Source organism: Pseudomonas migulae, assembly GCF_024169315.1.
Taxonomy (GTDB): domain Bacteria; phylum Pseudomonadota; class Gammaproteobacteria; order Pseudomonadales; family Pseudomonadaceae; genus Aquipseudomonas; species Aquipseudomonas migulae_B.
The window spans coordinates 190,175-205,000 of record NZ_JALJWR010000001.1; the positions used below are offsets into that span (position 1 = coordinate 190,175).

A 14,826-nucleotide genomic window follows, 5' to 3' on the forward strand; every position below is an offset into this window, starting at 1 on the left:
CAGCCTGCAGGATCATTGGCGCAGCCGACGACCTGAGGCTGACCGATTAATGCTCAGGCGACAAGTGTTTTGATTTTTCCGTGATTAGACCTACAAGAGAACATTTTGCGATGATCGCCCAGCTGCCTACGGATGCCCTCGCGGCACAGTACCCGGAATTTCTTCAAGCCCTGCGTGCCAGCGGCTTCCGCGGTCAGCTCAGCGCCGACTACGCCACCCGTACCGTGCTGGCAACCGACAACTCGATTTACCAGCGCCTGCCGCAAGCGGCGGTGTTCCCGCTGGACGCCGACGACATCGTGCGCATCGCTGCATTGATGGCCGAACCGCGCTTTCGCCAGATCAGGCTGACCCCGCGCGGCGGCGGTACCGGCACCAACGGCCAGTCATTGACCGATGGCATCGTGGTCGACCTGTCGCGGCACATGAACACGATCCTCGAAATCAACGTCGCCGAGCGTTGGGTGCGGGTGCAGGCGGGCGTGGTCAAGGACCAGCTCAATGCCGCGCTCAAGCCCCATGGGCTGTTCTTCGCGCCGGAGCTGTCGACGTCGAACCGCGCCACCGTTGGCGGCATGATCAACACGGACGCCAGTGGCCAGGGCAGTTGCACCTATGGCAAGACACGCGATCATGTGCTGGAACTGCACAGCGTGTTGCTCGGTGGTGAGCGTCTGCACAGCCATCCGCTGTCCGACTCTGAGTTGGTGGCAGCATGCGCACAGCCCGGCCGCATCGGCGAGGTGTACCGCACAGCGTGGCAGATTCAGGAAACCCAGGCTGATTTGATCGAGGCGATATTCCCCAAACTCAATCGTTGCCTGACCGGTTACGACCTGGCGCACCTGCGCGACGAGCACGGGCGATTCAATCTCAATAGCGTGCTGTGCGGTGCGGAAGGTTCGTTGGGTTATATCGTCGAGGCCAAGCTCAACGTGCTGCCGATTCCCAAGTATTCGGTGCTGGTGAACGTGCGCTACAGCAGCTTCATGGATGCGCTGCGCGACGCCAACGCGTTGCTGGCGCACAAGCCGCTGTCCATCGAGACCGTGGACTCCCGGGTACTGATGCTGGCGATGAAAGACATCGTCTGGCACAGCGTCGCCGAGTATTTTCCGGCTGATGCCGAGCGCCCGACATTGGGCATCAATCTGGTGGAGTTCAGCGGGGAAGACCTGACGGAGGTGAACGGGCGCGTGGCGTCGTTTGTCGAGCATCTGCAGGCCGACACGACCATCGAGCGGCTGGGTCACACGCTGGCCGAGGGGGCCGAGGCGGTGACCCGTGTGTACGCCATGCGTAAACGCTCCGTCGGGCTGTTGGGCAATGTCGAAGGCGAGATTCGGCCGCAACCGTTTGTTGAAGACACCGCCGTGCCGCCAGAGAAACTGGCTGACTACATCACCGAGTTCCGTGCATTGCTCGACAGCTATGGCCTGACCTACGGCATGTTCGGTCACGTCGATGCCGGCGTGTTGCATGTGCGCCCGGCGCTGGACATGAAAGACCCGGCCCAGGCTGCACTGGTCAAACCGATTTCCGATGCCGTGGCCGAGCTGACGCGGCGTTATGGCGGACTGCTGTGGGGCGAGCACGGCAAGGGCTTGCGTTCGGAATATGTTCCCGAGTTTTTTGGCGAACTGTACCCGGCGCTGCAATCGCTCAAGGGCGCGTTCGACCCGCACAATCAGCTCAACCCCGGCAAGATCTGCACACCACCGGATGCCGCCCAAGGCTTGCTGAAAGTCAACGAAGTGACGCTGCGCGGTGATCTGGATCGGCAAATCGACGAGCGCGTCTGGCAAAGTTTCGGCACCGCCATGCACTGCAACGGTAACGGCGCCTGCTACAACTACGATCCCAACGATGCGATGTGCCCATCGTGGAAAGCCACCCGTGAACGCCAGCATTCGCCGAAGGGCAGGGCGTCATTGATTCGCGAATGGTTGCGCCTGCAAGGTGCGGCCAATATTGATGTGCTGGAAGCGGCCCGGGGCAAGTTGTCGTGGTTGAGCGGGTTGCCGGCGCGGTTGCGCAATAATCTGGCGCGCTCGCGGGGCGAGGCGGATTTCTCCCACGAGGTGTACGACGCGATGGCCGGTTGTCTGGCTTGTAAATCCTGTGCGGGACAATGCCCGGTCAAGGTCAACGTCCCGGAATTCCGCTCGCGTTTTCTCGAGCTGTACCACGGTCGTTATCAGCGTCCGCTTCGCGATTACCTGATCGGCTCGCTGGAGTTCACCATTCCTTACATGGCCTACGCACCGGGCTTGTACAACGCGGTGATGGGCGCGAAATGGATGAGCCGCTTGCTCGAGCGACGCGTCGGCATGCTCGACAGCCCGCTGATCAACCGCTACGACTTGCAGGCCACGTTGACCCGCTGCAACGTCGTTGTCGCCAGCGTGCCAGCCCTGCGCGCACTGACCGTCGAGCAACGTCAGCGCAGCGTGGTGTTGGTGCAGGATGCCTTCACCCGTTACTTCGAAACCCCGTTACTGGCGAGTTTTATCGAGTTGGCGCATCAGTTGGGCTATCGGGTGTTTCTGGCACCCTACAGTGCCAACGGCAAGCCTTTGCATGTACAGGGCTTCCTAGGCGCATTCGCCAAAGCAGCGATCCGCAACGCCAGTCAGCTCAAGGCGCTGGCCGACTGCGACGTGCCGCTGGTTGGCCTGGACCCGGCGATGACGCTGGTCTACCGCCAGGAGTATCAGAAAGTGCCGGGGCTCGATGCGTGCCCGAAGGTTCTGCTGCCCCAGGAGTGGCTCTCGGATGTGCTGCCTGAAAACCCTCGTCCCGCCACGCAGACATTCCGTTTGCTGGCGCACTGCACCGAGAAGACCAACGTCCCGGCCAGTACTTCGCAATGGGAAGCCGTGTTTGCCCGGCTCGGGCTCAAGCTGGTGACTGAGGCGACCGGCTGTTGCGGCATGTCCGGCACCTACGGCCATGAAGCGCGAAACCAGGACACTTCGCGGACCATTTTCGAGCAGTCATGGGCCGGCAAGCTGGACAAGGCGGGTGAAGCGCTGGCGACGGGGTACTCGTGCCGCAGTCAGGTAAAGCGTCTGGCCAGCAAGCAACTGCGCCATCCGCTGGAAGTGGTGTTGGAGCATGCGCGGGCATAATCCTGTGGGCGTCGATAAAATCGTCGTTCGATGATGATCGAAGTTACTGATTGCCGTTAATCAATGAATGCACACGTGCGCTGAGTTCATTCAGGCTGAAGGGTTTGGTTAATATCTGGGTGGTTGCATCGGTCGAGACCATCCTTGAACCGCCAGCGAAGCCGGTGATAAAAAGCGTCCTGAGTTGCGGATACTTCGCCTTCAGTTCGGCAGCCAGACTGATTCCGTTCATGAATCCAGGCAAGCCGATATCCGTCAGCAATAAATCCAGGCACTCCAGTTTTTCAGCCTGTTTCATTGCAGAAACGCTGTCGACGGCCTCAACGACGTGATAGCCGCCTTCGGACAAAATCTCCGACACCATTTGCCGCACAGCGGCTTCGTCATCCACCAGTAATATGGTTTCGTTATGGCCGTTTGAAACCGCTTGATCCGTTTCGCTGGACCTCGTTTCGACCTTGCCCGGCTGCGAATTATCGACTGGAAAGTACAGAGTCACAGTAGTACCCGCGCCCAGGGCGCTGTGAACCCTGACTTGCCCACCGGATTGCTGGGTAAAGCCATAGATCATCGAGAGGCCGAGGCCGGTCCCTTCGCCGATTTTCTTGGTGGTGAAAAAAGGGTCGAATATACGCGACAGGATTTCCGGACTGATCCCGGTGCCTGTGTCCGTCACGGAGATGCTCACGTAGGCGCCGGGCGGCATCATTTTTTCAGAGGACTCTGTTTGATCGATGACGCATCGATCCACCTCAAGCTCGAGCCTGCCCCCATTGGGCATGGCATCACGTGCGTTGATGGCAAGGTTGAGCAACGCATTTTCCAATTGGTTGATGTCACACCGGATGCGATCGTTGGCTCTGAACGAGCATTCGACACTGATGCTCGGGCCGACCGATCTGCGGATCATCTCTTCAAGATCTGCCACCACTTTCCTGGGCTCGAGCAGTTCGGGTTCCAGTGACTGCTGTCTGGAGAACGCCAATAGACGTTGCGTCAACGCCGCCGCACGCGATGCAGAGGTCATGGCGACGGAGTTGTAGCGAGTCAGGTCGGTATAGCGCCCGGCGTCGATACGACGTTGCATAAGTTCCAGACTGCCGATGATGCCAGCCAACAGGTTGTTGAAGTCGTGAGCTATTCCGCCCGTCAGCTGGCCGACCGCTTCCATTTTCTGGCTTTGCCGAAGTTTGGACTCCGCGACAGCGCGTTCATGTTGTTCGGCCTCAAGCTGCCGAGTACGTTGGGCGATCCGATCCTCAAGCAGATCATTCCAGTCCCGAAGCGCATTTTCCAACTGCACCCGATCGTCTATATCCTCGACGGTGCCGTACCATTGCTCGCATTGTTCGTTGGGGTCGAGACTGCACAGCGCACGAATTCTGAACCATCGATAATCGCCAGTCTGTTTTCTCAAGCGGATGTGCAAGTCGAAGGGTTGCAATGTGAGTATTGACTGATCCCACCGCTTCGCAATTGATTCCTGATCCTCCGGGTGAGCAGCTTGGGTCCACTGGCGTCCTAAAGTCTCCGCGGGTGACAGGCCGGTATATTCATACCAGCGCATATCTATGGACGTCAGTTCGCCTGCCTTGTCTGCGGTCCAGGGCCAAAGCAGATTCAGCTCGGCGGCTATGCGGTAATGCCGTTCACTTTCACGCAGTTTTTTTTCTGTGCCTCGTATGACTCGAAGGGTTCTGGAGCGCTTTAAAACAGCACCGAGCAGGTTGCTGTATACCCTGAGGAAGTCGATATCGCTTTCCGTAAACTGTCGAGGACGACGACTGTCCACCTCGAAAATGCCGAAGGGGCGTTCCTCGTTGGCGCCGTGGACCAAGACATTTACAAAGGCTTTTACGCCGTTTTCCACTTGGAAATCGTGATAGCGGAATCGGGTTTCGGTTGAAATGTCAGTCGAAATGACGGGCGCGTTTGTCTCCAGCGAGTACAGTTCGGGGCTACCTTCAGTCGCTTTTACGTGAACCTTTCCGACCACATCCGGCTTCCAGCCCACGCCGTTTCGCACCACGAACGTGATGCCGTCTTCCTGTAACTGCATGAACTTGGCCAGGTTGGTTTCGAGTGCTTCACCGACCAATCGACATGCCTCATCGAGGATGTGCTCGAGGTCATCCGAGGCCAAGGCCAGCTCGCCAAATTCGGCAAGCACTTTGCGTTGGCGCAGTAGCGTTTCCTCGATTGCCATGGGGTCACCAAAGTAGGCTTTTAATATCCGAGGGGCGTGCTGACGCTAGGTTCAATCAAGATGATCAGTGTGCTTCGTATATGCCTTTAGGATCCGGATCTGCTCATCCGCCACTGACTTTCCAGTGTTTGACATTATCGGCGAATACCATCTGCTTCATTTCATGGGCAATGCCGTAGGCCAGCGACTCATGGGCAGCGATGACTTTTTCTTCCGCAGACAGGCAATGGAAAATATCGAGTTTGGTCGCCGCTTCGACGGTTTCGAGCGTGAAGATTTGCACGTAGCGCGCGAGGTCATTGTCGAGGCTGGAGAGGTATTCCCGAAGTCGTTGATGGTCGACTGATTTCTGGCTGAAGTACCAGTTCATCGGATGAATCAGGAATCTGGCATGAGGCGAAGTGATGCGACGGCCCGCCGCCAGGAACATGATGATCCCCATGGATTCGATATTGCCGGCGTTGATTGCGCACAGCGGTACGGGCAACGACTTCAGGAAGGTGTAGAGGGTGAAACCAAAGCTCGTGCTACCGCCACACGTAGACAGGTTCAAGAGCAGCGAGGTGGCACCCTGGTCAATGGCTTCGAGGCAACAATCCCTGAAACGCTCAGTCGTTGCCTGATCGATCTGGCAGTGAAAATGCACGATGTGTTCGGTCATCGACTGGCCTCCCGCGTCTGATGTTTGGAGGGCGTCCTGCGAATTATTCATTCTAGTAAACATTGACACTGTGTTCGAGAAATCCGGCGCCAGGTGGTTCTCCAGGGCGTCCCTACCGCCAGTCGAATCAACGTATTTTCGATGGAACCAAACAGGCCGATCCACTCGTCGTGAGCTCGGTATTTCATTTCAAACTTTCGATTTTCTGCGTCCTCCGAATTAAACGAGCCCATGCTCGTGCTAACGATGTAGAGGTGAATAGAAATGGCCAATACAGGAAACAACAATCCAGGCAATTTTTCTAAGGACCGGGACAAGGCTTCTGAAGCCGGCAAGAAAGGTGGAGAAGCCTCTGGCGGAAATTTTGCCGACGATCCACAACGAGCGTCTGAAGCCGGCCAGAAAGGTGGTCAAGCTTCGGGCGGACAACAGAACCGCGACAGGGACCGCATGTCCGGAGGCGGGCAGGGCACGAATCGCGGAGGCGAATTCGCCGACGATAAAGAAAACCTGTCCAAACCAGGCCAAAAAGGCGGCCAGGCTTCGGGCGGACGGCAATCCACTCAGGCTGATCAATCGACCAGCGGTGGGCAAGGAAGCGGACGCGGCAGCAATGTGACTGATGACCGCGACAAAAAATCGGATATGGGACGCGAAGATGGTGGGATGAGCGGAGGGGGAGGACGCAAGCCCTGATGCCGCGCGATCCTGATCAAGCCCCGATTTCTTCGGAGCTTGATGCCTCTTGGTAGATGGCTGCCTGTCGGCAAGGGTGGCTTTAGACCGACATTTACGCTTCATCCTGAGAGCGGCGCTTGATAGGCCGCTCTTTTTTTGCGGGAACAGCAGGCCATGCATTGATGACCGACTGCAGGAACTGCTGAGATAACTCAGGGTTATCCAGCGCCCTGGCAATCAGCATCGCCCCCGCGATCGACGACAGGACACGCAGCGATTCCTGGTACTTCTCGTCATGGCTTTCACCCTCGACCAGCGCCATCAGCGTGTCGATCAATTGCTCGATGCCCTTGGTGAAGGAGCTGCTGACGGAACCGCCCGCGCGGGCAACATCGGCGGCCAATGCCGGAATGGGACAGCCCTCGGTCCAGTTGTTCATATGCCCTTGCGTCAGGTAACGCTTGATGAGGTCGGGAATCGACTTGGCGTCTTGCCATTCGTGGATATTGGACTCGAACGTCCGGGTCACAGCCTCTGATGCCAGCTGTTCCTTGCCCCCCGGAAACTGACCGTAGAAACCGCCATGGGTCAGGCCGACGGAACGCGACAGCTCGCCGATGCCGATGCCATCGATTCCTTTTTCCCGGTACATCCGCGACGCGGCCGTGAGGATTGCCTCTTTGTTCGCGGCGGCCTGGTCTTTCGTGACTTTCATGAGTCTGCTCCTGTAGCCCGTTTGGCTTCGCTTGCGCAAAGCTTCGCTGAGAGGCTGGCATTGATGATGCGCGTCATATAAGGTTGCTGCAACGGCTTTGTCGGCATCGACACCAGTCTGGCGATCCCGAGCCGGTGGCTCAAGTCAAAAAATCTCTACGTGGACCTGTCCCATGAAACGTAATGATCTGCGCAGTATCGATCTGAATTTGCTGGTGGTATTCGAAGCGCTCATCCAGGAACGCAACCTCACTCGCGCCGCTAAGCAGTTATCGCTGGGCCAGCCGGCTGTCAGTGCGGCGCTCGTGCGTTTGCGCAGGCTGTTCAACGATCCCTTGTTCGAACGCATCGGTCGCCGGATGGTGCCCACCGCGCGGGCATTGAGTGCCGCACAGACGCTCGGGCCGGCGCTGGATTCCGTTTGTACTGCGATCACCAATACCAAGGTTTAGCCGGGCCGATCCCTTTTTTTGCTCTTAAACATGATAGTCATCATTATTGATGATATCCAACTTCACTCCGTTCGATTCGTCGTGACCTCGCGCGAGGCTGAGAATCCGGAAAATTCATAAATCGTCTGGCGGACACCCCCCCCATGGAACAGTCACTCAAACCTTTGCGTTATCCCCTTGCCGCGTTGGCGCTGGTGGCACTTGCCGCGTGTGAACGCGCACCCAGTGCCGCGCAGGCTCCGGGGGCGCCGCACGTCACCGTCGCCAAGGTGCTCGAGCAGCCCATTACCGAATGGGATGAAGTCACCGCTCGCCTGGAAGCGCCGGAAACCGTAGAGGTTCGTCCACGGGTATCGGGCCAGATCGAACGCGTTGCCTTTACTGATGGCGCGCTGGTGAAGAAGGGCGACTTGCTGTTCCAGATCGATCCACGTCCGTTCGAACATGAGGTGCATCGCATCGAGGCGCAGCTGCAACAGGCACGCGCTACCCTGGTTCGCACCGGCAACGAAGCGCAACGCGGCCAGCGGTTGTTGAGCAGCAACGCGATCTCCGCCGAGCTGGCCGACACTCGCACCACCACTGCGCAAGAAGCCCGGGCCGGTGTCGATGCCATTCAGGCGCAGCTGGATCTCGCGCGATTGAACCTCAGCTTCACCCGCGTCACCGCACCGATCAGCGGCCGCGTCAGCCGGGCGGAAATCACCGCGGGCAACATCGTGACCGCCGACACCACACCACTGACCAGCGTGGTCTCCACCGACAAGGTCTACGCCTATTTCGATGCGGACGAACGCATGTTCCTCAAGTACAGCCAGCTTTCCCGCCAGGGCCAGCGTGGTCAAGCCACCCCGGTGTACATGGGCCTGTCGAACGAGGAGGGCAACAGCCACCTCGGGCAGATGAACTTTGTCGACAATCAGGTCAATCCGAAGACCGGCACCATCCGTGGTCGCGCGGTGTTCGATAACGCGGACGGCCAGTACACCCCCGGTCTGTATGCCCGGTTGAAACTAGTGGGCAGCGCTGCCTATCCCGGCCTGCTGATCAAAGATGAAGCGGTAGGTACGGACCTCGGCAAGAAATTCGTGCTGGTCGTCGATCAGGACAACAAGGCCGTCTATCGCAGCGTCGATCTGGGGCCAAAGCTTGAAGGCTTGCGCATCGTGTGCAGTGGCTTGCAGAAAGAAGACCGTATCGTCATCAACGGCCTGCAACGGGTACGGCCCGGCGCGCTGATCGATCCTCAGGATGCCCCGATGGCCAGCCCGGAAACGGTCGCCACACTGGCCCGCCAGCGTCAGGCAATCGATGCCTCCAATCAGCCGGCTTCCGCTAAATCACCCGCTCTGGTGAAAGCGGAAACCGCCGCTGCGCCTCGCGGATAAGGAGCCTCGACATGAAGTTCTCCCAGTTCTTTATCACGCGGCCGATCTTCGCAGCGGTGCTGTCGTTGCTGATCCTGATCGCCGGCGCCATCTCGCTGTTCCAGTTGCCGATCAGCGAATACCCCGAAGTGGTTCCACCGACCGTCGTGGTCCACGCCAACTATCCCGGCGCCAACCCGAAAGTCATCGGCGAAACCGTGGCCGCGCCTTTGGAGCAAGCCATCACCGGTGTCGAGAACATGCTGTACATGTCCTCGCAATCCACGGCTGACGGTCGGCTCACCCTCACCGTGACGTTCGCGTTGGGCACCGATCTGGACAACGCCCAGGTTCAAGTCCAGAACCGCGTGACCCGCACCGAACCGAAGCTGCCCGAAGAAGTGACGCGCATCGGCATCACCGTCGACAAGGCGTCACCCGAGCTGACGATGGTTGTGCACTTGACCTCGCCGGACAAGCGCTACGACATGCTGTACCTGTCCAACTACGCGATCCTCAACGTCAAGGATGAGCTGACTCGCCTGAACGGTATCGGTGACGTAAAGATGTTCGGTATCGGCGACTACTCGCTGCGTATCTGGCTCGATCCGAACAAGACCGCGTCACGCAACCTGACCGCGACAGACGTCGTCAACGCGGTGCGTGAGCAGAACCGTCAAGTTGCGGCGGGGCAGCTGGGTTCACCTCCTGCACCCAATGCCACGAGCTTTCAGATGTCGATCAACTCCCAAGGGCGGTTGGTCAGCGAAGAAGAGTTTGAAAACGTGATCGTCCGCAGTGGCCCGGACGGCGAGATCACTCGGCTCAAAGACATTGCCCGGATTGAGCTGGGTTCCAACCAATACGCGTTGCGCGCCTTGCTCAACAACCAGGAAGCGGTCGCGATGCCGATCTTCCAGCGCCCCGGTTCCAATGCGATCGACGTCTCCGACCAGGTACGGGAGACGATGGCCAGGCTCAAGCATAACTTCCCGGAAGGCATGGACTACGAGATCGTCTATGACCCGACCATCTTCGTCCGCAGTTCGATTGAAGCGGTGGTCCATACGCTGTTCGAAGCGTTGGTCCTGGTGGTGCTGGTGGTGATCCTGTTCCTGCAAACCTGGCGCGCCTCGATCATTCCGTTGGTGGCGGTGCCGGTGTCGCTGATCGGTACGTTTGCAGTGATGCATTTATTCGGCTTCTCGCTGAATGCCTTGTCGCTGTTCGGTCTGGTGCTGGCCATCGGCATCGTGGTCGACGATGCGATTGTGGTGGTGGAGAACGTCGAGCGAAACATCGAGTTGGGCCTCGATCCCATGGAGGCCACCAAAAAAGCCATGGGCGAAGTGACCGGGCCGATCATCGCCACGGCGTTGGTGCTTTGCGCGGTGTTCGTGCCGGCGGCGTTCATTTCCGGGCTGACAGGGCAGTTCTATAAACAGTTCGCGTTGACCATCGCCATCTCCACGGTGATCTCGGCGTTCAACTCCCTGACCTTGTCGCCAGCCTTGGCGGCGGTGCTACTCAAGGCTCATGGCGCGCCGAAAGACCGTTTCTCCAAAGTGCTGGATCGCCTGCTGGGCGGTTGGCTGTTCAAGCCATTCAACCGCGTCTTCGAAAAGGCCAGCCATGGCTATGTGATTGGCGTGGCCAAAGTGATTCGCGGCAGCAGCGTGGCCTTGCTGGTGTACGCCGGTCTGATCGCCATGACCTACATGGGTTTCAGCACCACGCCGACCGGCTTCGTACCGACCCAGGACAAAAAGTACCTGGTGACCTTCGCGCAACTGCCGGATGCCGCGAGTCTTGATCGCACGGAATCGGTGATTCGCCGCATGAGCACCATCGCCATGAACGAACCGGGTTTTGATAGCGCGGTCGCATTCCCCGGGCTGTCGATCAATGGTTTCACCAACAGCCCCAACGCTGGTATCGCCTTCATAGGGTTGAGTTCTTTCGATGAGCGCAAAGACCCAAGCCTGTCGGCCCGCGCGATTTCCGCCTCCCTCAACGGCAAGTTCGGTGGCATTCAGGACGCCTACATCGCGGTTTTCCCGCCACCGCCGGTGCAAGGCCTGGGCACGATCGGCGGCTTCCGTCTGCAGATCGAAGACCGCGGCAACCTGGGTTATGACGAGCTGTATAAAGAGACGATGAACATCATCGCCAAGAGCCGTAGCGTTCCGGAACTGGCCAACCTGTTCACCAGTTACACCGTCAACGTGCCGCAGGTCGAAGCCGCCATTGACCGGGAAAAAGCCAAGACTCATGGCGTGAAGATCAACGATATCTTCGACACCTTGCAGGTGTACCTGGGCTCGCTGTATGCCAACGACTTCAACCGTTTTGGCCGGACCTATCAGGTCAACGTGCAGGCCGAGCAACAGTTCCGCCAGGAGCCTGAACAGATCGGCCAGTTGAAGGTGCGCAATGATCGCGGCGAGATGATCCCGCTGGCCACGTTCGTCAAGGTCAGCCCGACATCAGGCCCTGACCGGGTTTCACACTACAACGGTTTCCTCACCGCGGAAATCAACGGCAGTGCAGCACCCGGCTACAGCTCTGGCCAGGCACAGGCCGCCATTGAAAAGCTGCTGAAGGCAGAATTGCCCAACGGCATGACCTACGAGTGGACCGACCTGACCTACCAGCAGATCCTGTCGGGCAACACGGCCCTGCTGGTGTTCCCGCTCTGCGTGCTGTTGGCGTTCCTGGTGCTGGCTGCGTTGTATGAAAGCTGGAGCCTGCCGTTGGCGGTGATCCTGATCGTGCCGATGACCCTGCTGTCGGCGATTGCCGGGGTGATCATTTCCCAGGGCGACAACAACATCTTCACTCAGATCGGCCTGATCGTGCTGGTCGGCCTGGCTTGCAAGAACGCGATCCTGATCGTCGAGTTCGCCAAGGACAAACAGGATCAGGGCCTGTCGCCACTGGAGGCGGTGCTGGAAGCCTGTCGCCTGCGTCTGCGGCCGATTCTGATGACGTCCTTCGCCTTCATCATGGGTGTGATTCCATTGGTGACGTCGACGGGTGCCGGTTCGGAAATGCGCCGTGCGATGGGGGTTGCGGTGTTCTCCGGAATGCTCGGCGTAACCTTCTTCGGGTTGCTGCTGACGCCAGTGTTCTTCGTTCTGATTCGTCGCTACATCGAGCGCAAAAACGCGCGCAACGTCAACAAGGCTCATCAGGCAAACGCAATCAACCAGGAGGCACATTCATGAGCACCTTGAAGCTTTTTTTACCCAGCCTTCTGGTCGTGGCGCTCGCTGCCTGCACGGTGGGCCCCGACTACAAAACGCCCGACACCGCGCCTGCCACTCTCGTGTCGGCGCAAGCCGGCCAGTACGATCAATCGCGTTTTGAAACGGTGTGGTGGCAGCAGTTTGATGACCCCACGCTCAACCAGTTGGTGAGCAAATCCCTGGAAGGCAACCGCGACTTGCGCGTCGCGTTTGCCCGCTGGAAAGCGGCTCGTGCGATTCGTGACGACATCAGCAACGACAACTTGCCGGTCGTCACCAGCCGGGTCAGCAGTCAGCAGGGCAAGTCGCAAGTGCCCGGGCAGACCGACAGTCGAGTCAATATCGAGCGTTACGATCTGGGCCTGGACATGGCGTGGGAAGTCGATCTGTTTGGGCGGATCCAGCGTCAACTGGAATCCAGCGACGCACAGCAAGACGCTGCGGCAGCAGATTTGTATGAGCTTCGCGTGACGATGATTGCCGAGCTGGTGGATGCCTACGGCCAATTGCGCGGCGCGCAGCTGCGGGAAAGAATTGCCCTGGCTAACCTGAAGAATCAGCAGGACTCGCGCACCGTGACTGTCAGCCTGCGCGATGCGGGCGTGGGCAATGAGCTCGACGTGGTGCGAGCCGATGCGCGTTTAGCCGCCGTCGAGGCGACTGTCCCGCAGCTGCAAGCGGAGCAGGTGCGGCAGAAAAACCGCATCGCCACACTCCTGGGTGAACGCCCGGATACATTAAGTGTGTCGTTGAGCCCCGCCGAGTTGCCAGCCATCGCCAAAGCGCTGCCGATCGGTGATCCCGCCGAGTTGTTGCGCCGGCGTCCCGATGTGCTCGCCGCCGAACGCAGACTGGCTTCCGCGACGGCAGATATTGGCGTGGCCACCGCCGACCTTTTCCCGAGGGTGAGCTTGAGCGGATTCCTCGGTTTCACCGCCGGCCGTGGTTCGCAGATTGGCTCCAGCGCAGCCAGGGCCTGGGGATTGGGGCCGAGCATTACCTGGGCGGCCTTTGACCTGGGCAGCGTGCGGGCGCGCATCCGTGGCGCCGACGCCAATGCCGAAGGCGCATTGGCCACCTATGAACAGCAAGTGCTGCTGGCACTGGAAGAGTCGGAAAACGCCTTCAGCGACTACGGCAAGCGTCAGCAGCGGTTGCTGTCGCTGATCAAGCAAAGTGAGTCGAGCCGCGCCGCGGCGGACCTGGCGGCTATCCAGTATAAGGAAGGCACGGTGGATTATCTGGTGCTGCTGGATGCACAGCGTGAACGGCTGAACGCCGAGGATGCGCAGGCACTGGGTGAAATTGATCAGTACCGGGGAATCGTCGCGATCTATAAAGCGCTGGGAGGAGGGTGGGACAGTGGGGGCAAAAAGGTTGTAGCGGCGAACTGATGCCGGCTGGGCTTGGGTTCTTTGCTAAGGAAAAGAATTTTTCGGCGGGGGTTGACCACGTATTTTAATCCTGTACTATTCGCCTCCCGCTAGCGAGCAACTCAATGTTTGCCTAGTTTAAGTAATTGATTTCATTGGTGAAATCAGAAACTTTTAAGGTTGCTACATGAGGTCGCTTGCTGTAGGATGCGCACCTCGGTTGAGACGAAGGTCTTAACCAACCGCTCTTTAACAACTGAATCAAGCAATTCGTGTGGGTGCTTGTGGAGTCAGACTGATAGTCAACAAGATTATCAGCATCACAAGTTACTCCGCGAGAAATCAAAGATGTAACCAACGATTGCTGAGCCAAGTTTAGGGTTTCTTAAAAACCCAAAGATGTTTGAACTGAAGAGTTTGATCATGGCTCAGATTGAACGCTGGCGGCAGGCCTAACACATGCAAGTCGAGCGGTAGAGAGAAGCTTGCTTCTCTTGAGAGCGGCGGACGGGTGAGTAATGCCTAGGAATCTGCCTGGTAGTGGGGGATAACGCTCGGAAACGGACGCTAATACCGCATACGTCCTACGGGAGAAAGCAGGGGACCTTCGGGCCTTGCGCTATCAGATGAGCCTAGGTCGGATTAGCTAGTTGGTGAGGTAATGGCTCACCAAGGCGACGATCCGTAACTGGTCTGAGAGGATGATCAGTCACACTGGAACTGAGACACGGTCCAGACTCCTACGGGAGGCAGCAGTGGGGAATATTGGACAATGGGCGAAAGCCTGATCCAGCCATGCCGCGTGTGTGAAGAAGGTCTTCGGATTGTAAAGCACTTTAAGTTGGGAGGAAGGGCATTAACCTAATACGTTGGTGTCTTGACGTTACCGACAGAATAAGCACCGGCTAACTCTGTGCCAGCAGCCGCGGTAATACAGAGGGTGCAAGCGTTAATCGGAATTACTGGGCGTAAAGCGCGCGTAGGTGGTTTGTTAAG

General features: G+C 58.5%; 8 protein-coding genes, 1 rRNA gene and 1 pseudogene (1 of these 10 running past the window's edge). 7 read left to right on the plus strand and 3 right to left on the minus strand.

Going from position 1 to position 14,826, the window contains the following annotated elements; genetic code table 11:
* Window positions 1–110: 110 nt before the first annotated feature.
* Window positions 111–3,131: a D-2-hydroxyglutarate dehydrogenase YdiJ gene (gene ydiJ, locus J2Y86_RS00930; RefSeq protein WP_253427410.1), complete on the plus strand. Its 3,021-nt coding sequence runs from the start codon at window positions 111–113 to the stop codon at window positions 3,129–3,131.
* A gap of 43 nt (window positions 3,132–3,174) precedes the next feature.
* Here the strand turns inward: ydiJ and J2Y86_RS00935 are convergent, their stop codons facing one another.
* Together J2Y86_RS00935 and J2Y86_RS00940 are read right to left on the minus strand one after the other, a co-directional pair.
* Entirely contained in the window at window positions 3,175–5,337 is a 2,163-nt protein-coding gene (locus tag J2Y86_RS00935) for an ATP-binding protein (protein WP_253427412.1), read from the minus strand.
* Between the two features lie 103 nt (window positions 5,338–5,440).
* Window positions 5,441–5,998, minus strand: coding sequence for an ATP-dependent Clp protease proteolytic subunit (locus J2Y86_RS00940; protein WP_253427414.1), 558 nt, complete (start codon window positions 5,996–5,998; stop codon window positions 5,441–5,443).
* 264 nt (window positions 5,999–6,262) lie between these two features.
* Here J2Y86_RS00940 and J2Y86_RS00945 point away from each other — a divergent pair.
* Window positions 6,263–6,424: pseudogene (locus J2Y86_RS00945) on the plus strand (general stress protein); the annotation flags it as partial.
* 364 nt (window positions 6,425–6,788) lie between these two features.
* Here J2Y86_RS00945 and J2Y86_RS00950 read toward each other — a convergent pair.
* Entirely contained in the window at window positions 6,789–7,391 is a 603-nt protein-coding gene (locus J2Y86_RS00950; RefSeq protein ID WP_253427416.1) for a TetR/AcrR family transcriptional regulator, read from the minus strand.
* A gap of 172 nt (window positions 7,392–7,563) precedes the next feature.
* On the opposite strand from J2Y86_RS00950, the gene J2Y86_RS00955 reads away from it, so the two are divergent.
* From J2Y86_RS00955 to J2Y86_RS00975, 5 genes are all read left to right on the plus strand, one after another.
* Window positions 7,564–7,842, plus strand: a complete 279-nt coding sequence (locus J2Y86_RS00955) for a LysR family transcriptional regulator (RefSeq protein WP_253427418.1) — start codon at window positions 7,564–7,566, stop codon at window positions 7,840–7,842.
* Between the two features lie 143 nt (window positions 7,843–7,985).
* Window positions 7,986–9,230 (plus strand): multidrug efflux RND transporter periplasmic adaptor subunit MexE, encoded by a 1,245-nt coding sequence (gene mexE / locus J2Y86_RS00960; protein ID WP_253427420.1) that lies wholly within the window; start codon window positions 7,986–7,988, stop codon window positions 9,228–9,230.
* Between the two features lie 11 nt (window positions 9,231–9,241).
* Window positions 9,242–12,436, plus strand: a complete 3,195-nt coding sequence (locus tag J2Y86_RS00965) for an efflux RND transporter permease subunit (protein WP_253427422.1) — start codon at window positions 9,242–9,244, stop codon at window positions 12,434–12,436.
* The gene (locus J2Y86_RS00970; RefSeq protein WP_253427424.1) at window positions 12,433–13,851 is read left to right on the plus strand and encodes an efflux transporter outer membrane subunit; all 1,419 of its coding nucleotides are present in this window, start codon (window positions 12,433–12,435) and stop codon (window positions 13,849–13,851) included. The genes J2Y86_RS00965 and J2Y86_RS00970 overlap by 4 nt, the downstream gene beginning before the upstream one ends.
* A 384-nt stretch (window positions 13,852–14,235) precedes the next feature.
* Window positions 14,236–14,826, plus strand: a 16S ribosomal RNA gene (locus tag J2Y86_RS00975); it runs 946 nt beyond the window's last position.